This window comes from Microbacterium oxydans, assembly GCF_000956525.1.
Classification (GTDB): domain Bacteria; phylum Actinomycetota; class Actinomycetes; order Actinomycetales; family Microbacteriaceae; genus Microbacterium; species Microbacterium oxydans_A.
Genome location: NZ_JYIW01000026.1, coordinates 350,508 through 372,593 on the forward strand (window position 1 = coordinate 350,508; position 22,086 = coordinate 372,593).

General features: G+C 67.3%; 19 protein-coding genes. 13 read left to right on the forward strand and 6 right to left on the reverse strand.

Features of this window, described 5'->3' with window-relative positions:
• Positions 1 to 88: 88 nt before the first annotated feature.
• From RS83_RS14295 to RS83_RS14305, 3 genes are all read left to right on the forward strand, one after another.
• A complete protein-coding gene (locus RS83_RS14295) occupies positions 89 to 1,027 on the forward strand; it encodes a proteasome assembly chaperone family protein (protein ID WP_045280179.1) in 939 nt (312 codons plus the stop codon).
• Positions 1,028 to 1,195: 168 nt separating this feature from the next.
• Positions 1,196 to 2,446: an RNA polymerase sigma factor gene (locus tag RS83_RS14300; protein ID WP_045280180.1), complete on the forward strand. Its 1,251-nt coding sequence runs from the start codon at positions 1,196 to 1,198 to the stop codon at positions 2,444 to 2,446.
• Positions 2,443 to 3,153 (forward strand): coenzyme F420-0:L-glutamate ligase, encoded by a 711-nt coding sequence (locus RS83_RS14305; RefSeq protein ID WP_045280181.1) that lies wholly within the window; start codon positions 2,443 to 2,445, stop codon positions 3,151 to 3,153. The genes RS83_RS14300 and RS83_RS14305 overlap by 4 nt, the downstream gene beginning before the upstream one ends.
• A gap of 102 nt (positions 3,154 to 3,255) precedes the next feature.
• On the opposite strand, the gene RS83_RS14310 is transcribed toward RS83_RS14305, so the two are convergent.
• On the reverse strand, positions 3,256 to 4,272 hold the full coding sequence (locus RS83_RS14310; protein WP_045280182.1) for a sugar-transfer associated ATP-grasp domain-containing protein: 1,017 nt from the start codon (positions 4,270 to 4,272) through the stop codon (positions 3,256 to 3,258).
• Between the two features lie 81 nt (positions 4,273 to 4,353).
• On the opposite strand from RS83_RS14310, the gene RS83_RS14315 reads away from it, so the two are divergent.
• A complete protein-coding gene (locus tag RS83_RS14315) occupies positions 4,354 to 5,058 on the forward strand; it encodes an alanine racemase (RefSeq protein WP_230114333.1) in 705 nt (234 codons plus the stop codon).
• A complete protein-coding gene (locus RS83_RS14320; RefSeq protein ID WP_045280183.1) occupies positions 5,055 to 6,095 on the forward strand; it encodes an alanine racemase in 1,041 nt (346 codons plus the stop codon). The genes RS83_RS14315 and RS83_RS14320 overlap by 4 nt, the downstream gene beginning before the upstream one ends.
• A 48-nt stretch (positions 6,096 to 6,143) precedes the next feature.
• Here RS83_RS14320 and RS83_RS14325 read toward each other — a convergent pair whose 3' ends face one another.
• On the reverse strand, positions 6,144 to 6,362 hold the full coding sequence (locus RS83_RS14325) for a DUF7455 domain-containing protein (RefSeq protein ID WP_045280184.1): 219 nt from the start codon (positions 6,360 to 6,362) through the stop codon (positions 6,144 to 6,146).
• Between the two features lie 183 nt (positions 6,363 to 6,545).
• Between RS83_RS14325 and RS83_RS14330 the strand changes: the two genes are divergently transcribed.
• Entirely contained in the window at positions 6,546 to 8,624 is a 2,079-nt protein-coding gene (locus RS83_RS14330) for a DNA gyrase/topoisomerase IV subunit B (RefSeq protein WP_082071677.1), read from the forward strand.
• Between the two features lie 82 nt (positions 8,625 to 8,706).
• Here RS83_RS14330 and RS83_RS14335 read toward each other — a convergent pair whose 3' ends face one another.
• Positions 8,707 to 11,148, reverse strand: a complete 2,442-nt coding sequence (locus RS83_RS14335) for a DNA gyrase/topoisomerase IV subunit A (RefSeq protein ID WP_045280185.1) — start codon at positions 11,146 to 11,148, stop codon at positions 8,707 to 8,709.
• 46 nt (positions 11,149 to 11,194) lie between these two features.
• Here RS83_RS14335 and RS83_RS14340 point away from each other — a divergent pair, with 46 nt between their 5' ends.
• Positions 11,195 to 12,316: an alkaline phosphatase family protein gene (locus tag RS83_RS14340; RefSeq protein WP_045280186.1), complete on the forward strand. Its 1,122-nt coding sequence runs from the start codon at positions 11,195 to 11,197 to the stop codon at positions 12,314 to 12,316.
• A 14-nt stretch (positions 12,317 to 12,330) separates the two neighbouring features.
• Here RS83_RS14340 and sepH read toward each other — a convergent pair whose 3' ends face one another.
• On the reverse strand, positions 12,331 to 13,377 hold the full coding sequence (sepH, locus tag RS83_RS14345) for a septation protein SepH (RefSeq protein WP_045280187.1): 1,047 nt from the start codon (positions 13,375 to 13,377) through the stop codon (positions 12,331 to 12,333).
• A 198-nt stretch (positions 13,378 to 13,575) separates the two neighbouring features.
• Here sepH and RS83_RS14350 point away from each other — a divergent pair, with 198 nt between their 5' ends.
• On the forward strand, positions 13,576 to 13,869 hold the full coding sequence (locus tag RS83_RS14350) for a DUF4193 domain-containing protein (protein ID WP_045280860.1): 294 nt from the start codon (positions 13,576 to 13,578) through the stop codon (positions 13,867 to 13,869).
• 89 nt (positions 13,870 to 13,958) lie between these two features.
• Here RS83_RS14350 and RS83_RS14355 read toward each other — a convergent pair whose 3' ends face one another.
• A complete protein-coding gene (locus tag RS83_RS14355) occupies positions 13,959 to 14,423 on the reverse strand; it encodes a DUF3093 domain-containing protein (RefSeq protein WP_045280188.1) in 465 nt (154 codons plus the stop codon).
• 12 nt (positions 14,424 to 14,435) lie between these two features.
• Here RS83_RS14355 and dut point away from each other — a divergent pair, with 12 nt between their 5' ends.
• The 4 genes from dut to RS83_RS14375 all read left to right on the forward strand — a co-directional run bounded on the left by dut (position 14,436) and on the right by RS83_RS14375 (position 19,207).
• On the forward strand, positions 14,436 to 14,906 hold the full coding sequence (gene dut, locus RS83_RS14360) for a dUTP diphosphatase (protein WP_045280189.1): 471 nt from the start codon (positions 14,436 to 14,438) through the stop codon (positions 14,904 to 14,906).
• Positions 14,899 to 15,486, forward strand: coding sequence for a DUF3710 domain-containing protein (locus tag RS83_RS14365; protein ID WP_045280190.1), 588 nt, complete (start codon positions 14,899 to 14,901; stop codon positions 15,484 to 15,486). Before dut ends, RS83_RS14365 begins: the two co-directional genes overlap by 8 nt.
• On the forward strand, positions 15,483 to 16,217 hold the full coding sequence (locus RS83_RS14370) for a DUF3159 domain-containing protein (protein ID WP_045280191.1): 735 nt from the start codon (positions 15,483 to 15,485) through the stop codon (positions 16,215 to 16,217). The genes RS83_RS14365 and RS83_RS14370 overlap by 4 nt, the downstream gene beginning before the upstream one ends.
• Before the next feature lie 152 nt (positions 16,218 to 16,369).
• On the forward strand, positions 16,370 to 19,207 hold the full coding sequence (locus RS83_RS14375; protein WP_045280192.1) for an aconitate hydratase: 2,838 nt from the start codon (positions 16,370 to 16,372) through the stop codon (positions 19,205 to 19,207).
• A gap of 68 nt (positions 19,208 to 19,275) precedes the next feature.
• Here RS83_RS14375 and RS83_RS14380 read toward each other — a convergent pair whose 3' ends face one another.
• The gene (locus RS83_RS14380) at positions 19,276 to 19,950 is read right to left on the reverse strand and encodes a hypothetical protein (RefSeq protein ID WP_045280193.1); all 675 of its coding nucleotides are present in this window, start codon (positions 19,948 to 19,950) and stop codon (positions 19,276 to 19,278) included.
• Between the two features lie 190 nt (positions 19,951 to 20,140).
• Between RS83_RS14380 and dxs the strand changes: the two genes are divergently transcribed.
• Positions 20,141 to 22,081, forward strand: a complete 1,941-nt coding sequence (dxs, locus tag RS83_RS14385; protein WP_045280194.1) for a 1-deoxy-D-xylulose-5-phosphate synthase — start codon at positions 20,141 to 20,143, stop codon at positions 22,079 to 22,081.
• Positions 22,082 to 22,086: the final 5 nt, after the last annotated feature.

The window sequence follows — 22,086 nt, forward strand, 5'->3', positions numbered from 1 at the left end:
GTGCCGGGGCGCGAGGGAGTGCCCGCGTGTTCGCTCTCAGCATGACGTCACCCACCCCTGGGTCTGGAGTGCCTCGTAGCATGGAGGAATGCCCCCCTCCGGTGAGATCCATGAACGAGTAGCGAACGCCCCGGCCGTCCCCCGCGGACTCCCGCTGGTGGTGCTTCTGACCGGCTTCACGGATGCCGGCAACGCCGTGTCCGGGCTCATCGAGCACCTCCGTGAGACGGCCTCTCCCGAGCCGATCGTCGTCTTCGACAACGACGTGCTCCTCGACTACCGCGCCCGCCGCCCCGTCATCTCGTTCGATCAGGACCACTTGACCGAGTTCCGCCCGCAGAAGCTCGACCTCTCGTTGGCGAAGGACGCTCTCGGACAACCGTTCCTGCTGCTCTCCGGATACGAGCCCGATTTCGCCTGGAACGCCTTCGCCCGCACTGTGCTCGACCTCGCGACCGAGTTCGAGGTCGCGGGTGTCAGCTGGGTGCACTCCATCGCGATGCCGGTGCCGCACACCCGTCCGATCGGCACGACGGTCAGCGGCAACCGTCGTGACCTCACGGTGGCGCATTCCGTGTGGCGACCCCGCACGCAGGTCCCGGCGACCGCTGGCCATCTCCTCGAATTCCGTTTCGCGGAGCGCGGCGATCGAACGGTCGGTTTCGTGCTGCTCGTGCCGCATTACCTCGCAGAGACCGAGAACCCGGATGCCGTGATCACCGCCGCGCAGCGGCTCATGGCGGCGACGGGACTCGTGCTGGTGCTCGACGCGGTGCAGGAGCGTCGAGAGGACTACCTCGCCCGCGTCGACGAGCAGGTGCTGGGCAACGACGAGCTGCAGCAGATGGTGCAGAACCTCGAACGCCGGTACGACGCCTACATGGCTGGGCGCAATCCGGACGACGACTCCTACGACGAGGGCGGATTCAGCGAACGGGACCTCCCGAGTGCGGATGAACTCGCCGCAGAGCTCGAGCGTTACCTCGCCTCACGTCCCTCGGATGAGGACAAGCCGGGCCGCGGCTGAACGGGATCCGGACGAACTTCGTCCGAATGCGACTGCATCGGCACACGTGTGCGATACTAGGAGTCCGACCCGTTGTCAATCAGTGCTTTTCCAGACTGGACTTGACAAGGGTCTTACTAGTGTCCGAAATGTCCCGGGGTGGTCCTGCCGCCCCGTGAAAGGCGAAACGTGACTCCTGCCACGACAAACAAATCCCGGACGACGAAGAAGGCCGCCGAAGAGACGGCAGTCGACGCCCAGGTCGAGTCGAAGGATGCAGCCGAGAAGCCTGCGCCCCTGAGCGCAGCGAAGCGCGCAGCGGCCAAGCGTGCCCCCGTCAAGAAGAAGAAGGCCGATGACGTCGTCGAAGACGACGAGGCTCCCGCAGCGGGGACCGTCGAAGACGGTGCAGACGACGACGAAGACAGCAAGCCGAAGTTCACCGAGCCGCTGCCGACCGGCGCGATCGTCATCTCGTCGAGCGACGATGAAGACGTCCCCGTCTACTCGACGCAGATCACCGGCGCGACCGCCGACCCGGTCAAGGACTACCTGAAGCAGATCGGTAAGGTCGCCCTGCTGAACGCGGCCGAAGAGGTCGAGCTCGCGATGCGGATCGAAGCGGGTCTCTTCGCCGAAGAGAAGCTGTCGACCATGACGGCCGCCGAGAAGGCCGGCCAGCTCGGCCTCGACCTGCAGTGGGTCGCTCGCGACGGTCAGCGTGCCAAGAGCCACCTGCTCGGAGCGAACCTCCGACTCGTCGTCTCGCTTGCGAAGCGCTACACGGGCCGAGGGATGCAGTTCCTCGATCTCATCCAGGAGGGCAACCTGGGTCTCATCCGTGCTGTCGAGAAGTTCGACTACACCAAGGGATTCAAGTTCTCGACCTATGCGACCTGGTGGATCCGTCAGGCGATCACCCGTGCGATGGCCGACCAGGCGCGTACGATCCGTATCCCTGTGCACATGGTCGAGGTCATCAACAAGCTCGCCCGCGTGCAGCGTCAGATGCTGCAGGACCTCGGCCGCGAACCCACCCCCGAGGAGCTCAGCCGCGAGCTGGACATGACGCCCGAGAAGGTCGTCGAGGTCCAGAAGTACGGCCGCGAGCCCATCTCGCTGCACACGCCCCTCGGTGAGGATGGCGACAGCGAGTTCGGTGACCTGATCGAGGACACGGAAGCGGTCGTCCCGGCCGACGCCGTCGGCTTCACGATGCTGCAGCGTCAGCTCGAGCAGCTGCTCGACTCGCTCTCGGAGCGCGAAGCCGGTGTGATCCGCATGCGCTTCGGCCTCGGCGACGGACAGCCCAAGACGCTCGACCAGATCGGCGACACGTTCGGCGTGACGCGTGAGCGCATCCGTCAGATCGAGTCGAAGACGATGGCCAAGCTGCGCCACCCGAGCCGCTCGCAGTCGCTGCGGGACTACCTCGAATGAGCCAGGAGAATGAAGGCACCGCGAACGACGGCAAGGCGCTCGAGACGAGCGTCGACGGCACGAGGTACGCACGCATCCCGTTGCGTACCCGGGTCGTCATGCCTGACGACGACCTCGACGCCATCATCACCGAGTACGCGAAGGATCATGTGCAGGCGGGAGACCTCCTGTTCGTGACCGAGAAGATCGTCGCGATCACGCAGGGGCGGTCCTACCGTCTCGATGAGATCCAGCCGCGCAAGCTCGCGTTGTTCCTGTCGAAGTACGTCACTCGCACTCCGTACGGCATCGGTCTCGGCATGCCGGAGACGATGGAGATGGCGTTGCGCGAGTGCGGCACGCCGAGGATCCTGTTCGCTGCCGCGGTGTCGGCTGTCACGAAGGCCTTCGGTCGCCGTGGCGACTTCTACCGCGTCGCCGGAGACAAGGCGCGCGCGATCGACGGCCCGACCAAGCACACGATCCCGCCGTACAACCAGGCCGTCGTGCTGGGCCCGAAGAACCCCCGTGAGGTCGCTGCGCGTGTGAAGACGCTCATCGGCGGTTCCGCAGAGGTCGCGGTGGTCGACATCAACGACATCGGTGGAAACATCCTCGGATCGACGCTCGACAAGGACGGCGAACGCCGCCTGGTCAAGATCCTCAAGGACAACCCGCTCGGCCAGGGACTCGAGTCCACGCCGCTCGGCATCGTCCGGGCGGTCTGATCCCGCCGAACCACCCCCTTGAAGCCGAACCGGCCCCTTGCGTCTGGACGCAAGGGGCCGGTTCGTCTGTAAGGGGCCGGGTCGGCGGCTGTCGGCTCGGGATCAGAAGCCGATGACCTCGCGGTAGCGCGGCTTGTGACCGGTACGGATGCCGGTCACGCTCGGCTTGTTCTCGTACACACCGGCGCCCCAGTTGCCTTCCACGAGCACGGGGCCGTCGGGGGACACCACGATGTCCCAACCCACGTACTGCACCTGCGGGACGACGCGGGCGACCTGGTCGATGAACGCGCGAACCTCTTCCATATAGGGGAGCTGGAAGTCCGCGATGCGGAAGCCGGAGTCGGGGTGCGTCTCGTGGACGTGACCGTGCGAGTCGTACCCGGCGCCGACCGCGTGCCCATTCTCGTCGAGCATCGTGTAGAAGCCGCCGAAGGTCATCTGGTCGCTGACCGCGCCGCGGCCGAACTTCTGCGCCATCGCGAGGATGTGCGCCTTCTCACCGTCGAAGAACGCGGTGATGCGCGTGGTGTTGACCGTGCCTGGGCACACCGCCGCGAGGGCATCGTGCTGACGGATGACCTCTTCGATCAGCAGTTCGCCGCGGTCGAGGAGGCCCCGGTGGAACTCGGTCCAGTCCTCGACGTCTGCGGCGTGGTAGCGATGCACGCCCGTGCCGGCCTGGCCCACCGGCTCCTTCGTGACGATCGTGCCGAGGCGCTCGGTGAGCTCGCGCACGGCATCCGCGTTGCCCTCCTCGACGACGAGCCACTCACGGTGCAGGTGCTCGGAGAAGAGCTTGTCGAACTCGACCTTGTCCTGGAAGATCCAGCGGAAGTCCGGATGGTCGTACCGCTGAGACAGCTGATTCGAGACCGGGTGCGTCATGTACGTCTCACGCTCGGCACGGGTGAGCATCGCGAAGTCGTAGTCGATGTAGTCCTGGAACCCGACGTTGTGCCGTGCGGCCGACCAGAGCATGTCGACGACGATGCCCGGCACCGCCTTGTGGTGCTGAGCCGATGCCTCCTTCGCACGCTCGACGACCGATCCGACGTCGATGCGGCGGGCGCGGCCGAGCAGATAACGGATGCGGGGCGCGAGGGAAAGACGTGACATGGAGCTCCGAAGGGTTGGGGTTCCACCAGTCTACGGGGGCTCCACAGAGAAGCTGAGAGGACGGAAGCTAGGGTGGAACACGTGTGTGAGACGACTTCGAGCGCCCGGCCGCGCGCGGTGATCTCCCGTTCGGCCCTGGCGACAGCGGCGAGGCTCGCGGTCGACAGCGGCGGCGGACTCGCCGACCTGCGTCGCGACGCCTGGGGCCACGGGGTGCTCGCCGTCGCGCATGCCGTCACGGCTGCCGGCGCGGTGCAGGTGCTGGTCGACTCGACCGGCGAGGCCGAGGCGCTGGCGCTGGAGGGCATCGATGCGGTCGTCTCCGGGGAGCCCGATATCGAACCGGCTCGGCTCTACGGCCTGCCGGAATCCGATGGCACCCTGGTGACGCGCCCCGTGCTGCGTCTGGTCGGACACGTCCTTTCCACGAAGCGGCTGCGTGCCGGCGATGCCGTGTCGTACGGCTACACGCATCGTGCTGTCGTCGATACGAAGGTGGCGCTGGTCACCGGCGGGTACGCGCAGGGGATCGTGCGTGCGCTGGGGAATCAGGCGCACGTCGAGATCGAGGGGACGCAGCGACCGATCATCGGGCGGGTCGCCATGGACGTCTGTGTCGTCGATCTGGAAGGCGCCGACGTCGCAGTCGGCACCGAGGCGACGTATTTCGGCGGGACGGGTGCTGCGGCTCCCGCGCTCGCGCGCTGGGCGCAGGTCACCGGCCTCTCGATCGGCGAGCTCGTGACGGTCGCAGGCGCCCACGCCGAGAGAGGCTGGGAAGCATGATCCGCCCTGAGCTGCGTCTGAGTGCCAGCACGTTCCGCGACAACATCGATGCCGTCCGCGACCGCATCGCCCCGTCGATGCTGCTGCTCGTCGTGAAGGACGACGCGTACGGCCACGGGCTCGCGTGGGCCGTGGCCGAAGCCACCGCGGCAGGTGTGGAGTGGTTCGGGAGCTACGACATCCCGACAGCGCTCCGTGTTCGACGTGCGGCTGCGTCCGGCGCGCGGATCTTCGCCTGGGCGACCTCGACGGATACCGAGATCGACGATGCGCTCCTGAGCGACATCGACCTCGGCGTCGGAAGCGCGGAGTATCTCGAGCGGGTGATCGCTCGTGCGTTCGAGCTGGGGCGCCGCGCACGCGTGCACCTCAAGATCGACACCGGCCTGCACCGGAACGGTCTGCTGCCGGAGCAGTGGGATGCCGCGGTCGCGGTCGCTCGTGCGGCAGAGGCATCGGGTGCCCTGGAGCTGGTGGGGATCTGGAGCCATATCGCCGAAGCGAGTGATGCGGAGGACGACGACGCCCAGCTCGTGTTCCTCGACGCGATCCGTGTTGCGTCCGAGTCGGGTGCCACGCCGTCGCTGCAGCACCTCACCGCATCTGCGGCTTCGTGGTGGCGCCCGGAGCTGCGCGGCTCGCTCTCGCGCATCGGCGCGTTCTGCTACGGCGTGCGATCCGCAGACGGCCCCGAACTCGACGGTATCCGTCCCATCGCGTCGCTCGTCGCGAGCGTGGTCGAACTCGACGGCTCGGATGCGGTGATCAGCATCGGAAGCTTCGACGGGCTCCCCTCGACGCTCAGCGGGTCATCGGTGGGCACGCCGGCCGGCGCACGCGAGCTCCGCCGGATCGATCCCACCTCGAGCATCGTCGAGGGCTGGCCGCACATGGCCGTCGGCGACGAGGTGCGGATCTTCGGCGCGGGTGATCTCGGAGAGGTCAGCGCGACGACGCTCGCCGAGCGCATCGGGACGGTGGGCGAGGAGATCCTCACCCGCCTGAGCACAAGAGTGCGCCGGACCGTCAGCGACTGACGTTCCGGCGCAGGTGACGTGCGGCGCCCCTGCTCGGGGCGCTCTGCGTCAGACGGCTTCGATGAGACGCGAGGTCTCGTCGTGCCAGCTCGTTGCGACGCTGCGAAGCTTCTCTTCGTACTTGCGACCGTGGTGTGCGCAGAAGAGGAGTTCGGAGCCGTTGACTTCGGCGGCGATGTACGCCTGCGCGCCGCAGGAATCGCAGCGGTCCAAAGCCGTCAGTCGGAACTCGACGGTAGAGGTCTCACGTTCGGTTGTAGCGTTCATCTCGGTGCCTCCTCGAGGTGTCGGGTTCGCTGTTGGAGCGTGCTCAATACAACCACGCACAAGCTGCATGCATGCCCGGATCACGGCGTGTTTCGCTCAGCGCGTACGCGGAGCACCCCAGGTCGACCGTGCTGAGGAGTGTCTGCAGGCCGGAAGGCCCGGTCGAGAATAGACTCGGAGATTGTGACCGCCGAGTATTCCGCCCATCATCTCCAGGTGCTCGAAGGACTCGAAGCCGTCCGCAAACGTCCCGGTATGTATATCGGTTCGAACGGATCGCCCGGGCTCATGCACTGCCTCTGGGAGATCATCGACAACGCCGTCGACGAAGCCGTTGCGGGCAACGGCACCAAGATCGACATCATCCTGCACGCCGACGGCAGCGTCGAGGTGCACGACTTCGGCCGTGGCATCCCCGTCGACGTCGAACCGCGCACCGGCTTGACCGGTGTCGAGGTCGTCTTCACCAAGCTGCACGCCGGCGGCAAGTTCGGCGGCGGTTCGTACGCGGCCTCCGGTGGTCTGCACGGTGTCGGCGCATCCGTCGTCAACGCGCTCTCGGAGCGCCTCGATGTCGAGGTCGACCGTGGTAGCAAGACCTACGCCATGTCGTTCCACCGCGGAGAGCCCGGCATCTTCACGGATTCGGGGGAGAAGCGTCCTGACGCTCCGTTCCGTCCGTTCCAGGATGGGAGCGAGCTCCGGGTGGCGGGCAAGGCGCCTCGCGGCGTCACCGGTACCAGGGTGCGCTATTGGGCCGACCGTCAGATCTTCACCAAGGATGCGGCCTTCCAGCTCGGCGAGCTGGAGAACCGGGCACGCCAGACGGCGTTCCTGGTTCCCGGCCTCGAGATCGTGATCCGCGATCACCGCGGTGAGGAGCACATCGAGACCTCGTACCGCTACGACGGTGGCATCTCCGAGTTCGTCGACTATCTCGCATCCGATCCGCCCGTCACCGACAACTGGCGTATCCAGGGCTCCGGCACGTTCAAGGAGACCGTTCCGGTGCTCCAAGCAGACGGCCACATGATCGCGACCGAGGTCGAGCGCACGTGCGAGGTCGATATCGCCCTGCGCTGGGGAACCGGCTACGAGACGTCGATCCGCTCGTTCGTCAACATCATCGCGACGCCGAAGGGCGGTACGCACCAGCAGGGCTTCGAGCAGGAGATGCTCAAGGTGCTGCGGGCGCAGGTCGAGCAGAACGCCCGGCGCCTCAAGGTCGGCAACGACAAGCTCGAGAAGGACGACGTCCTGGCCGGCCTCACCGCCGTGCTCACCGTCAATGTCCCTGAGCCCCAGTTCGAGGGGCAGACCAAGGAGGTGCTCGGCACGCCGGCCGTGCGCCAGATCGTGGCGCAGGTGCTCCGCAAGGACCTCGGGCAGCGGTTCAGCTCGACCAAGCGAGACGACAAGATCCAGTCCACGCAGCTGCTCGACAAGATCGTCGCCGAGATGAAGGCCCGTGTCTCCGCGCGCGCTCACAAGGAGACGCAGCGGCGCAAGAACGCGCTGGAGTCGTCGACGCTGCCGACCAAGCTCGTCGATTGCCGTACCAACGAGGTCGAGCGCAGCGAGCTGTTCATCGTCGAGGGCGACTCGGCACTCGGGACGGCCAAGAACGCGCGCAACAGCGAGTTCCAGGCGCTGCTGCCCATTCGAGGCAAGATCCTCAATGTGCAGAAGGCCTCGGTCGGTGACATGCTCTCGAACGCCGAGTGCGCATCGATCATCCAGGTGATCGGAGCCGGCTCAGGGCGATCGTTCGACATCGACGCGGCACGGTACGGCAAGGTGATCCTGATGAGCGACGCCGATGTCGACGGCGCGCACATCCGTACGCTGCTGTTGACGTTGTTCTTCCGCTACATGCGTCCACTGATCGAGCATGGACGAGTGTTCGCAGCCGTGCCACCGCTGCACCGTGTGATCGTGATGAACCCGGGGTCGAAGCCGAACGAGACGATCTACACGTACAGCGAGCAGGAGATGCACGCCCTGCTCACGAAGCTGCGAAAGGCTGGCAAGCGCTGGCACGAGCCGATCCAGCGCTACAAAGGACTCGGTGAGATGGATGCCGAGCAGCTCGCCAACACCACCATGGACCGATCGGGGCGGCTCCTCCGCCGTGTTCGGATGGAGGATGCCGAAGCCGCCGGACGAGTGTTCGAGCTGCTGATGGGCAACGAGGTCGCGCCTCGTCGCGAGTTCATCATCGACTCGTCGGACCGGTTGTCGCGCGAGGCCATCGACGCCTGATCCGCGTCGGAGGCTCAGCGTCGGCTGATCCGCGCGGCGGGATCAGCGCTCGCGGTTCAGCGCGTCGCTGTCGGCTGTGCGATCAGGCGATCGTGCGGCCGATGCTGCCGATCACGCCCTCGATGGGCTGACCGGAGGCGTCGCGGCGTGCCCCTGCGTCGGGGAGTCGGCGGACGGCGCCGGTGGGGTCGACCGCCTGCGCCGGAGCGGGGCCCGCCCAGGCCACGGTGAGTCGATCCTCGCCCTTCAGGAACGAGTGCGCTCGCACGCCGCCGGTCGCACGGCCCTTGGCCGGGTACTCGGTGAACGCGGTGACCTTCGCCCTGCCGGCATCCGTGCCCGGCAGAATGCCCTCGGCGCCCGAGACCGTGGCGACCACTGCGGTGTCGGGGGCGTCCACGACGCCGAAGAACAACACAGACGATCCCGAACCGAGCTTGATGCCGGCCATGCCGCCCGCGGGGGCACCCTGAGGGCGAACGGTCGAGGCGGCGAAGTGCAACAGCTGCGCATCCGTCGTGATGAAGACGAGCTCAGCGTCGTCCGGCGCCTGCGCGGCACCGACCACGACGTCGCCGGCCTTCAGCCCGATGACCTCGATCTCGGGACGCACGGGCAGCGTGTTCGGCACGATGCGCTTGACGGTGCCCTGGAGCGTGCCGAGCGCGATCGGCGTCTCGCTGTCGAAGCGCAGGAAGCCGATGATCCGTTCGCCGCGCGTGGTGATGTTGAGGTAGTCGCGCAGCGGAGTACCGGCGGCCAACTGGACGGACGACGAGGGGACGGACGGGAGATCGACGGGGGAGAAGCGCACCACTCGCCCCGCGCTCGTGAGCGCGCCCACCTCGGAGCGCACTGTGGTCTCGAACGTCGTCAGGATCGCGTCGTGCTTGCTGCGTCGCGCGGGGACCGTGAGCTCCTGGCCCTCGCCGAGATCGATGCGCACGGCGCGCCCGGTCGTAGAGAGCACCAGGACGGTCGGCGCATCCGCGATCTGCAGGTCGACGGCGCCCTTGGAAGCGCGGGGCTTGGGCGGGGCGGCGTTCATGAGCAGCGTGCGACGCGGAGTGCCATAGGCCTCGGCCGCGGCGTCGAGCTCGGTGGCGACGGCGTTGCGCAGCAGAGCCGGGCTGCCGAGGAGCTCCTGGAGCTTCGCGATCTCGGCCTTGAGCGCATCGCGCTCGGCCTCGAGCTCGATACGCGAGAACTTCGTCAGGCGGCGAAGGCGCAGCTCGAGGATGTACTCGGCCTGGAGCTCGCTGAGATCGAACACCGAACGCAGTCGGCTGCGCGCCTGCTCCGAGTCGTCGGAGGAGCGGATGACCTGGATGACCTCGTCGATGTCGAGGATCGCGATCAGGAGGCCCTCGACGAGGTGCAGGCGCTCCTCGCGGCGAGCCAGGCGGTATCGGCTGCGTCGGGTGATCACCTCGAGCCTGTGGCCCACGTAGACGCTCAGCATCTCCTTGAGGCCGAGCGTGCGCGGCTGACCGTCGACCAGGGCGACGTTGTTGATGCTGAAGGAGTCCTCCAGCGGCGTCAGCCGGTAGAGCTGCTCGAGCACCGCGTTGGGGTCGAACCCGGTCTTGATGCCGATCGCGACACGAAGGCCGTGGTTGCGGTCGGTGAGGTCGGTGACATCGCTGATGCCCTGCAGCTTCTTGGACTGCACGGCGTCGCGGATCTTCTCGATCAGGCGCTCTGGACCGACCATGTACGGCAGCTCAGACACGATGATGCCGGTGCGCCGTGGACCGAGCGGTTCGACCGAGACCTTGCCGCGGACCTTCAGAGCGCCGCGTCCTGTCGCATAGGCATCCTTGACGCCGTCGAGGCCCATGAGCACGCCGCCGGCCGGGAAGTCCGGGCCGGGGACGAACTCCATCAGGTCTTCGGTCGTGGCGTCGGGGTGCTCGAGCAGATGCGTGGCGGCCGCGACGACCTCGATGAGGTTGTGCGGTGCCATGTTGGTCGCCATGCCGACCGCGATCCCGCTCGCGCCGTTGACGAGCAGGTTCGGGAACGCCGCAGGCAGCACGGACGGCTGCTGGAACTGGCCGTCGTAGTTCGGGATGAAGTCGACGACGTCCTCGTCGAGGTTCTCGGTGAGCGCGAGCGCAGCGGCTGCGAGGCGTGCCTCGGTGTACCGAGCGGCTGCCGGACCGTCGTCGAGCGAGCCGAAGTTGCCGTGTCCGTCCACGAGAGGCACGCGGAGCGCCCACTCCTGCGCCAGTCGCACGAGCGCGTCGTAGATCGCCGTGTCACCGTGGGGGTGGAGCTTTCCCATGACCTCGCCGACGACGCGGGCGCTCTTGACGTGACCGCGGTCCGGCCGAAGGCCCATCTCGGCCATCTGGTACAGGATGCGTCGCTGCACCGGCTTCAGGCCGTCGCGGGCATCCGGAAGTGCGCGCGAGTAGATGACCGAGTACGCGTATTCGAGGAACGAGCCCTGCATCTCGCTGGACAGGTCGATGTCCTGGATGCGTTCCTCGACGGGCTCGGGCGGCGGAGTTTTCGGCATGGACTTCCTGAGGGCGTGACTGGTGGCCTGTGTCAGACTGGCACGGATGTCACTCATGCTACCGTCCGAGTCGCCGTCGACCCGGAGCGTGGTCGGGGTGGCGGACGACCTCTTCTCGTCTCTGCGCGGCGAGTCCACCGAGCTGCCGGCGGCTCGTTCGGTCGTGCTCGTCGTGGTCGACGGCCTCGGCGCGATCAGCCTCCGTGCGCACGCGGGTCACGCCAGGGCGCTGACCTCCGGGATGGCGAAGAAGGATGTCGCACGCAGCGTGTTCCCGTCGACGACGGCTGCCGCGCTCACGAGCATTCTCACCCGCGAGCACCCGGGAGTTCATGGCCTCGTCGGGTACCGCGTGCTCGACCGCGGCCGGGACAGGCTGGTGAACCAGCTGACCGGATGGGAGACGGACGGGCTGGACCCGATGACGTGGCAACCCGTGCCGACGATCTTCGAGCAGGCCGCTGCAGCGGGGCATCCGTCCTTCGCCATCGGGGTCGCCGCCTACGCCAAGAGCGGCTTCACGAGGGCGACGCTCCGCGGTGCCGAGTTCGTCGCCGCCGAGACTCCTGCGGAGCGCGTGCAGGTCGCGTACGAGCTGGCTGAACGGCATCCCGGCGCACTCGTGTACTGCTATCTGCCCGAGGTCGACAAGGCGGGGCACAAGCATGGGATCGCCTCGGCGGAGTGGGTCGCCGCGCTCGAGGACATCGATGCGGCGCTCGCGCTCCGTGCTCCCGCTGGCGTCGGCGTGCTCGTGACCTCAGACCATGGCATGGTCGATGTGCCCTCACGGCGCCAGATGATCCTCGACGAGGGGCACCTCGCAGGGATCCGGCATGTCGGAGGGGAACCGCGGATGCTGCACGCCTACCTCGAGCCGGATGCCGACCACGAGGCGGTGCTCGCGCGCTGGCGCGCAGACCTCGACGGCGTCGCCGACGTCATCACGCGCGACGAGGCGGTCGCCGCAGGACTGTTCGGCTCGCGGGTCACCGACGCAGCAGCCTCGCGTATCGGCGACGTGCTCGCGATCGCTCGTGGCGTCTGGGCGATCTATGACGGGACCGCCGCCGACCAGCGCGGGCGGGGCATGGTCGGACAGCACGGCGCGCTCACGCCGGAGGAACGCACCGTCCCGCTGCTGCGACTCGGCGCTTTCGCGCGCTGAGCTCGCTGCGGCGACTACTCGTCGGTCTTCGCGCCGAAGACGATCTCATCCCACGACGGCATCGCATTGCGACGACGACGGCGTGCTCCGGAGTCTGACGGCGACTCCTGAGTCTCCGTCCGCTGCGTTTCCTCGACCGGCTCGACCGGTGCCGTCTCGAAGGCGTCGAAGAGCGCGATCGGCGCAGCCTCGGGAGCATCATGGGTGTCCGAGGCGTCGATCAGTGGAGCATTCTCGCGCTGTCCGCGGCGCCGCCGCAGTGCCTCGAGGAGGTCGGCCGTCTCAGGGTTCGTGGATGCCGATTCGGGCGCGCGCTTGATCGCGGCGTGCTGTGCTGCGGCGTTGGAGCGTTCAGGCAGCGACGGGTCCTCGACGTCAGCCTCGGGCGAGGGCACCAGGCGAGGACCGAAAGCGCCGGAGTCGAATCGGCTCTCGTCCTTGTACGGCGACGTGGTGCGTTCTGCATCGACGGCGCGCAGACGGGGGATCAGCCCCTCGGGGAGAGCTCCCTGACGGGACAGCTGCGTGGCATCGGCGTTCAGCGGCGACAGCGCGCTGCGGCGCGGGTCGAAGCTCCAGCGTGCGTCATGCTCGACCTCGCTCGCGGTGAATTCGAGCTTGACGATCCAGCCGGACTCGTCCTTCCAGCTCGCCCAGCGTTCGTCCGTGGCGACGACATCGGCCAGCTTCGCGCGCACTGCGGCGCCGAAGGTCGGCTGTGCGTCGGGTTCGACCTCGCTGCCGATCAGCACGGGGACGGCGAGTGCCTGCCCGATGATGTGCTCGCGCTCGGCGAGGACCGGGCCTTCGAAGCGGATGACGTCCTCGACGGTGATCCCGAGCAGTTCGGACACCTCGGGAGCGGTGAGTCCGGCGCGGATCTGAGCCTGGATGTCGCGAGGACTCGCGGCGAGGCGCTGGACGCCAGGCTCGGCCTGACGAGTGGCTCGTCGGATCTCGCGCTGCAGGACATCGTCGATGGGCAGCGCGAAGCGCTCGCCCGACTCGGTGGCGAGTACGAGCAGTCCTGCCTCTGTGCCGACGATCGTGACGTTTTCCATGCGAATGCCCCTCTGATGGGTGTCCGTTCATGGTGTCACGCGAGAAGGGCTGAGGGCGGGAATAGTCTGGGCGTGCCGTGAGTTTGCTCTGTCGCACCCGTCAGCATTTGCGTATTCGCTTCGGGTCGTGCAAACTGTGGCCGCCGAATACCCGACGGCGCACCACCCACTCGCACCATGAAAGTGGAGATCTACCGCATGGCAACCGACTACGACGCTCCCCGAAAGAGTGAAGACGACTCAGAGTCGATCGAAGCCCTCAAGGAGCGTGTTCCGGACAAGTCCTCCGGATCCTCCGGGGACGAAGACTCCGACAACCCTTCGAACTTCGACCTCCCTGGAGCCGACCTCTCCGACCTCGAACTGGATGTCGTCGTGCTGCCCGCGCAGCAGGACGAGTTCACCTGCATGAACTGCTTCCTCGTGAAGCACCGTTCGCAGCTCGACCACGAGGGTGCTTCCGGCCCCATCTGCAAGGAGTGTGCTGCCTGAGCACGCACACGTGAATCGCAACGCGCCCCCGACCTTCCGGTCAGGGGCGCGTCGTCATTTCCGGCCGTGGCTGCCGACTGCGTCGTCGCTCAGGACTGCGATGCGCGGATGGCGGCGGCCAGGCGGTCAGGGGTGCGGGTCGAGATCGTCCACGATTTCGCCGGGTCGTCGGGGTCGATGTTCGGCACCACCACGATGCCGTCGATGCCGCCCCGGATGACGTGCCAGCCTCGTGCCGGGAGGCCGGGTCCGCGAGCCTGTCGTGCCTCTTCGCCGGTCAGCGCGACCGGTTCGCCGAGGAATCTGGTGTCGATGTGCGCGCGTCCTGCGCGCAGCTCTGCGCCGTCGACGGCGACCACTGGGGTCGCTGCGATGAACAGGATGACGAGCAGCGCCGAGACGGCGGCGCCGGCCACCAGAGCCACGGTCGAGCCGACCGGGACGAAGATCAGCGAGACCATCGGACCGGCGAGTGCGACCGTCACCAGCAGCCTGAGGCTGGGGGAGAGCCGTTCGCGGTAGAGCGTCCGTGTACCTGTCGTGGGGTTCTGCATTAGCCTCATGGGGTGACCGATTCCGTTGATGTCCCCATTATCGCTCCTGTTCTGGATGGTGATGTCGTGGTCCCCGGATATGCGCACCCCGGCGACGCCGGTGCCGACCTCGTCGCGGCGGAAGCGCTGCGGCTCGAGCCTGGCGAACGCGCGCTCGTCGCGACCGGTGTCCGCATCGCGCTCCCGGAGGGGTATGTCGCCTTCGTCGTGCCGCGCAGCGGCCTGGCGGCGAAGCACGGCATCTCGATCGTGAACTCGCCCGGCACCGTGGACGCCGGTTATCGCGGCGAGATCAAGGTGAGTCTGATCAACACCGATACCCGCAGCGCGTACGATGTGGCCGTCGGCGATCGCATCGCGCAGCTGATCGTGATGCCCGTGTCACGAGCGACGTTCATTCCGGTCGACGAACTGCCCGACAGTGTTCGTGGCGAAGGCGGTTTCGGATCAACCGGATATCAGGCAGGGAAGAGCAATGACTGACAACACCCCCAACCCCGCGAAGTCCGCACCGGTCAACCGGGCGACGGACGGTCCTTTCGATGACTCGGAGGCGAATCCGGTTCGTCCGTACATCGACCTCGGCGGCATCAAGATCCTTCCGCGTGAAGGCCTGAACCTCCGCCTCGAGGTCGAGGAGCAGTCCAAGCGCATCGTCGCGGTCGGTCTCGACTATGCGGACTCCTCGTTGCAGGTGCAGCCGTTCGCCGCTCCGCGCTCCGGTGGCCTCTGGGACGAGACGCGAGTGCAGCTGCGCGACCAGGTCAAGGCGCAGGGCGGCCGTGTCGAGGAGCGCGATGGCGCGCTCGGCAAGGAACTCCTCGCGGAGGTCCCGGCGACCGCGAGCGAAGGTTCCGGCCTGCGTCTCGCACGCTTCATCGGCATCGACGGTCCTCGGTGGTTCCTTCGCGGCGTGATCGGGGGAGCCGCGGCATCCGACCCCGACGCGGCCGAGAAGGTCGAAGATCTCTTCCGGTCGATCGTCGTCGTGCGCGGTGGATCGCCCATGCCGCCGCGTGACCTGATCCCGCTGAAGATGCCGGCGACTCCCGGTTCCGCGTGAGCGTCCCAGAACCCGGCGCGGAGAAGGAGCAGTCGGCGTCCGACATCCTGGGCGCAGCTCTCGGTGGGGCCGCTCGTCGTGCCGGACTCGATCCGTCAGGCGAGGGGAGCACCTCGAAGGTCGTCTGGTCCGCGATGGGCGGTTGGCGCGGCATCCTCGAATCGGTCCTGCCGAGCCTCGCATTCGTCATCCTGTTCACCCTCAAGCCGCAGCCGCTGATCCTCGCGCTCGGCGTGTCGGTCGGGCTCGCCGCCGTCTTCACGATCGTCCGGCTGATCCAGAAGTCGCCACCGTCCGCCGCGATCGGTGGTCTCGTCGCAGCAGCCGCGGCCGCCGGACTCGCGCTGTGGACGGGCCGCGGCGAGGACAATTTCGTGCCGGGCCTCATCACGAATGCGGTCTACGGTTCGGTGCTGCTGGTCTCCGCGCTCATCGGCTGGTCGCTCATCGGCGTCGCCGTCGGCTTCCTGATGGGGGAGGGCACCGCGTGGCGTGCGGATCGCCGCAAGCGACGGGCCTTCCTGTGGCTCGGCATCGCCTGGGCTGCACTGTTCTTCGCCCGCCTCGTCGTGCAGCTGCCGCTGTATCTCGCGGGCGATGTGACCGCACTCGGCACCCTGAAGCTGATCATGGGTCTTCCGTTGTTCGCACCGCTGATCGCGGTGACGTGGCTGGTCGTCCGCGCGCTGTATCCCCGCGCGCCGAGTGACGAGGCCGTCTCCCCGGCGTGATAGATTTATCTTGATGTCAAGATAAATCGCAGGCTTCTGCCGCGGGGCGGAAAGGCGCAGACTGTTAGGTACGCCTTGCTAGCCGCAGAGCCTCCGAGGCGACCAAGATGGAAGCGCCTGTCGCTCCCATCAGATCAGAAGGAGACGGATCCGTGTCCACGGTGAACAGCTTCGGTGCCAAGAGCACCCTGACAGTCGGCAGCACCGACTATGAGATCTTCCGCATCGACACGGTGCCCGGTTTCGAGAAGCTCCCCTTCAGTCTCAAGGTTCTCCTGGAGAACCTGCTTCGCACCGAGGACGGCGCGAACGTGACGAAGGCGCAGATCGAGGCGCTGGGGTCGTGGGATGCTGCGGCAGAGCCCAACACCGAGATCCAGTTCACGCCGGCCCGCGTGGTCATGCAGGACTTCACCGGTGTGCCGTGCATCGTCGACCTCGCGACCATGCGCGAAGCCGTCACCGCTCTCGGCGGCGATGCGAACAAGATCAACCCGCTCTCGCCCGCTGAGATGGTCATCGACCACTCCGTGATCGCAGACCTCTTCGGCTCCGAGAACGCACTCGAGCGCAACGTCGAGATCGAGTACGAGCGCAACGGCGAGCGCTACCAGTTCCTCCGCTGGGGCCAGACGGCGTTCAGCGACTTCAAGGTCGTTCCTCCCGGAACGGGCATCGTGCACCAGGTGAACATCGAGCACCTCGCCAAGGTCATCTACGACCGCGACGTGAACGGTGTCCTGCGCGCCTACCCCGACACCTGTGTCGGCACGGACTCGCACACCACCATGGTCAACGGCCTCGGCGTGCTCGGCTGGGGCGTCGGCGGCATCGAGGCAGAGGCCGCGATGCTCGGCCAGCCCGTGTCGATGCTCATCCCGCGCGTCGTCGGCTTCAAGCTGAGCGGCGAGATCCCCGCCGGCGTGACCGCGACCGACGTCGTGCTCACGATCACCGACCTGCTGCGCAAGCACGGCGTCGTCGGCAAGTTCGTCGAGTTCTACGGTGAGGGCGTGGCATCCGTGCCGCTCGCGAACCGCGCGACCATCGGCAACATGAGCCCCGAGTTCGGGTCCACCGCGGCGATCTTCCCGATCGACGACGTGACGCTCGACTACCTGCGTCTCACCGGTCGCAGCGATGAGGCAGTCGCACTCGTCGAGGCGTACGCCAAGGAGCAGAAGCTCTGGCACGACGCCGCGCACGAGCCGACCTTCAGCGAATACCTCGAGCTCGACCTCGGCACCGTCGTGCCGTCGATCGCCGGCCCGAAGCGCCCGCAGGACCGCATTCTCCTCTCCGAGGCCAAGACGCAGTTCGAGCACGACATCCTCAGCTACGCTTCGGCATCGACGTCGGATTCCGTCGTCGACCTCGAGTCGAAGCACTCCTTCCCGGCATCCGACCCCGGTTCGGTGCCCGGCGAAGAGGAGCCGACCACCACCCGCCCGGTGCACATCAACAGCGGTGCACCCGCGAATGCGTCGAAGCCGGTGCCGGTCACGACCCCGTCCGGCGAGAAGTACATTCTCGACAACGGTGCCGTCACGCTCGCCGCCATCACGTCGTGCACCAACACGTCGAACCCTTCGGTGATGATCGCCGCCGGTCTCGTCGCTCGCAAGGCGCTCGAGAAGGGCCTGAAGCAGAAGCCGTGGGTCAAGACCACGCTCGGCCCCGGCTCGAAGGTCGTCACGGACTACTACGAGAAGTCCGGCCTCGACAAGGACCTCGAAGGCCTCGGCTTCTACACCGTCGGCTACGGCTGCACGATCTGCATCGGCAACTCGGGTCCACTGATCGAAGAGGTCTCCGCGGCCATCAACGACCACGACCTCGCTGTCACGGCGGTCCTCTCCGGAAACCGCAACTTCGAGGGTCGTATCAGCCCCGACGTGAAGATGAACTACCTCGCCAGCCCGCCGCTGGTCATCGCCTACGCGCTGGCCGGTTCGATGCACTTCGACTTCGAGAACGACTCGCTCGGCAAGGGCACCGATGGTGAAGACGTCTTCCTGAAGGACATCTGGCCCACCACGGCCGAGGTGCAGGAGCTCGTCGACTCGTCGATCTCGCGTGAGCAGTTCATCAAGCAGTACTCGACCGTCTTCGAAGGCGACGAGCGCTGGAAGAGCCTGCCGACGCCGGACGATGCGATCTTCCAGTGGGACGAGCAGTCGACCTACGTGCGCAAGGCCCCGTACTTCGATGGCATGACGATGGAACTCACCCCGGTGAAGGACATCGAAGGTGCGCGCGTGATGGCGACGCTCGGCGACTCGGTCACGACCGACCACATCTCGCCGGCCGGAAACATCAAGGCGGGCACCCCCGCCGCGCAGTACCTCACCGAGCACGGTGTCGACCGCAAGGACTTCAACTCCTTCGGCTCGCGTCGTGGCAACCACGAGGTGATGATCCGCGGCACGTTCGCGAACATCCGCCTGAAGAACGTCATGGTCTCGGCGGTCAACGACGGGCAGGTCGTCGAGGGTGGCTTCACCCGCGACTTCACGCAGCCCGGCGGCCCGCAGTCGTACATCTACGACGCGAGCATGAACTACCAGGAGCAGGGCACGCCGCTCGTCATCTTCGGTGGCAAGGAATACGGCTCCGGCTCGTCGCGCGACTGGGCGGCCAAGGGCACGAGCCTGCTGGGCGTCAAGGCGGTCATCACCGAGAGCTTCGAGCGGATCCACCGCTCCAACCTCATCGGCATGGGCGTCGTCCCGCTGCAGTTCCCCGCAGGGGAGAGCTGGGAGTCGCTCGGCCTCGACGGCACCGAGATCGTCTCGATCACGGGTCTCGAAGAGCTCAACACCGGTGTGACGCCGAAGACCGTCAAGGTCACGGCGACCCCGAGCGAGCACTCGCCCGAAGGCAAGCAGGTCGTGGAGTTCGACGCAGTCGTCCGCATCGACACCCCCGGTGAGGCTGACTACTACCGCAACGGCGGCATCCTGCAGTACGTGCTGCGTTCGCTGGTCTGATCTCTCAACAGTGAAGCGCCCCGTCAGGCCTCGGCCTGGCGGGGCGCTTCGCTGTTCGCGCTCGGGTGTTACGAGAACATCTGACGGAGGACGTCGATGTCGCCAGCGTCGAGCGCGTGAGAGATCACGTCGCTGTCGGCCTGGATGGTGAACATGCCGGCAAGACTGTCGGCCCAGCTCGCACGCATCGTGCCGATGTCGCTTGCGTCGGCCGCGGCGCCCATCGCCTCGACGGCCTGCTGGTACGGAATCTGCTGGAATCCACCGGGTGCGTCTGCCGGGTTGTGGTACGGCACCCAGGCGACGGCGGGGTCTGGGTCGAGGCGCAGCACTTGGCCGGGGTGAATCGTCCGCACGTGGTTGAGCGTCGGGATGTCCAACCCGTTCTGGATGCAGAGCCGCTCGCCGATCACCGCCGGCACATCACCGGCGGCGACGGTGTACGACGCGATGGTGCCGTCGTCGTCGACGCCCACGGTGCCGGCGGCGAGGTCGCGTGAACCTTGATCCTCGATCTCTCCACTGATGTCCGCATTCATCCTGGTGATGCGGATCCAGGCTGGATTCGTGCAGATGCCTGGCGCGGCGGACGGTTGCTCGATGATCGGATCGGCATCGGCTGGAGCAGGTGATGCCGTGATCGGCGAGTCAGCCGGTCCGTCAGCGGGCGCGACCGTGCAGGCGGCGAGCGAGGTGGCGAGCGCAGCGGCGGCGACCGTGAGTGCGAGCGTGCGGAGGTGCATGGTCACACTCTGGCAGCGGCCAGGACGATGTTCCAGTCCGAGCTGTCGAGAGGATCCGGCATCTTAGGCCGGGTCCCCTTCGTCGTGCCAGGGGGTGCGTCTCCAGGCTGATCCCCGGGGGAGCGCGATAGGATCGACGGGACGCTCGCGGCTCTGCGGGCGCCTCTGACGGAGCATGTAGGAGGTGCAGATGCCGATTCTTCCGAGCATCTCAGGACCCCGAGATCTGGACGCGCTGTCCGAGGATCTGCTTGTCGAACTCGCGGCCGAGATCCGCGACTTCCTGGTCGAGAACGTCTCCCGCACCGGCGGTCATCTCGGCCCCAACCTCGGCGTCGTCGAGCTCACGATCGCTCTGCACCGCGTCTTCTCCTCGCCGGACGACCCCTTCATCTTCGACACCGGTCACCAGTCGTACGTGCACAAGCTGCTGACCGGCCGTCAGGACTTCTCCAAGCTGCGACTCCGCGGCGGCCTCGCCGGCTACCCGCAGCGCAGCGAGAGCGCGCACGACGTCGTCGAGTCGTCGCATGCCTCCAGCTCGTTGAGCTGGGCTGATGGCGTCTCCCGTGCCCTCACTGCGACGGGACGCGCCGACCGGCACGTGGTCGCCGTGCTCGGCGACGGATCGCTGACCGGCGGCATGACGTGGGAGGCGCTCAACAACATCTCCGATGACAACGACCGCAACCTCGTGATCGTGGTCAACGACAACGGACGCTCCTACGCCCCGACGATCGGCGGCATGTCGCGCTACCTGAACCGCGTTCGGACGGCGGCGGCGTACAAGGAACTGCACCACAAGTCCGATCGACTGTTCCGCGCTTTCGGTCCCGTCGGTCGAGCGGTCTTCCGGGGCGTCCGAGGCGGAACCCACGGATTCCTCTCGCGCTTCACGAACAACGAGGCGCTGTACTCCAACCTCGACATCAAGTACCTCGGGCCGGTCGACGGGCATGACCTCCCTGCTCTGCTCGAGACCCTCGAACTCGCGAAATCGTACGGCGCCCCGGTGATCGTGCATGCGATCACCCAGAAGGGGCGGGGCTACCAGCCGGCGCGCGACGACGACGCCGACCAGTTCCATGCCGTCGGCAAGATCGACCCCATCACGGGAGAGACGCTCGGCACGGGCGGACGCGGGTGGACGGATGTCTTCTCCGAGGCGCTCGTCGGCGTCGGTGAGCGCCGCGATGACGTGATCGCGATGACCGCCGCGATGCTGCGCCCGACGGGGCTCGCTCCGTTCGCCGAGCGCTTTCCCGACCGTGTGTACGACGTCGGCATCGCCGAGCAGCATGCAGTGGCATCGGCTGCCGGCCTCGCTTTCGGTGGTCTGCACCCGGTCGTCGCCCTCTACGCCACGTTCATGGGTCGCGCCTTCGATCAGGTGCTGATGGACGTCGCCCTGCACCGTGCGGGCGTGACCTTCGTACTCGACCGCGCCGGTGTCACGGGCCCGGACGGCCCGAGCCACCACGGCATGTGGGACCTCGCGATGCTGCAGATCGTTCCGCACATCCGTATCGCCGCACCCCGTGACGGCGCCCGCCTGGCCGAGGCGCTTGACGAGGCCGTACTGGTCGACGACGCGCCCACTGTGATCCGGTTCCCGAAGGGCGAGGTCGCAGCGGATCTGCCGGCCGTCGAACGGCTGCACGACGGCGTCGATGTGCTCGAGCGCGGTGAATCGGAGGACGTGCTGCTCGTGGCCATCGGTCCGTTCGCGACGCTGGCGATGGATGTCGCCTCCCGTCTGCGGGCACAGGGGATCGGCGCCACCGTGATCGACCCGCGCTGGGCGATCCCGGTGCAGCCCTCGGTCGTGGCACTCGCGGCACGCCACCGTCTCGTGATCACCCTGGAGGACGGCATCCGCGTGGGCGGTATCGGCACGCGTGTCCGTCAGGTGCTCCGCGAGTCGGGCATCGACACGGCGGTCGACGAGCTCGGTCTTCCCGACGAGTTCATCGACCACGCGTCACGCGACGAGATCCTCGCGGACGCCGGATTGACCGCGTCGAAGATCGCGCAGGACGTCGTGTCCCAGGTGCTCGGTACCCGCATCCCGATCGCCCGCAACGCGGGCGAGACCGGCACGATCGACCTGCCGCTGCGCGAACGGCACTGAGTCGG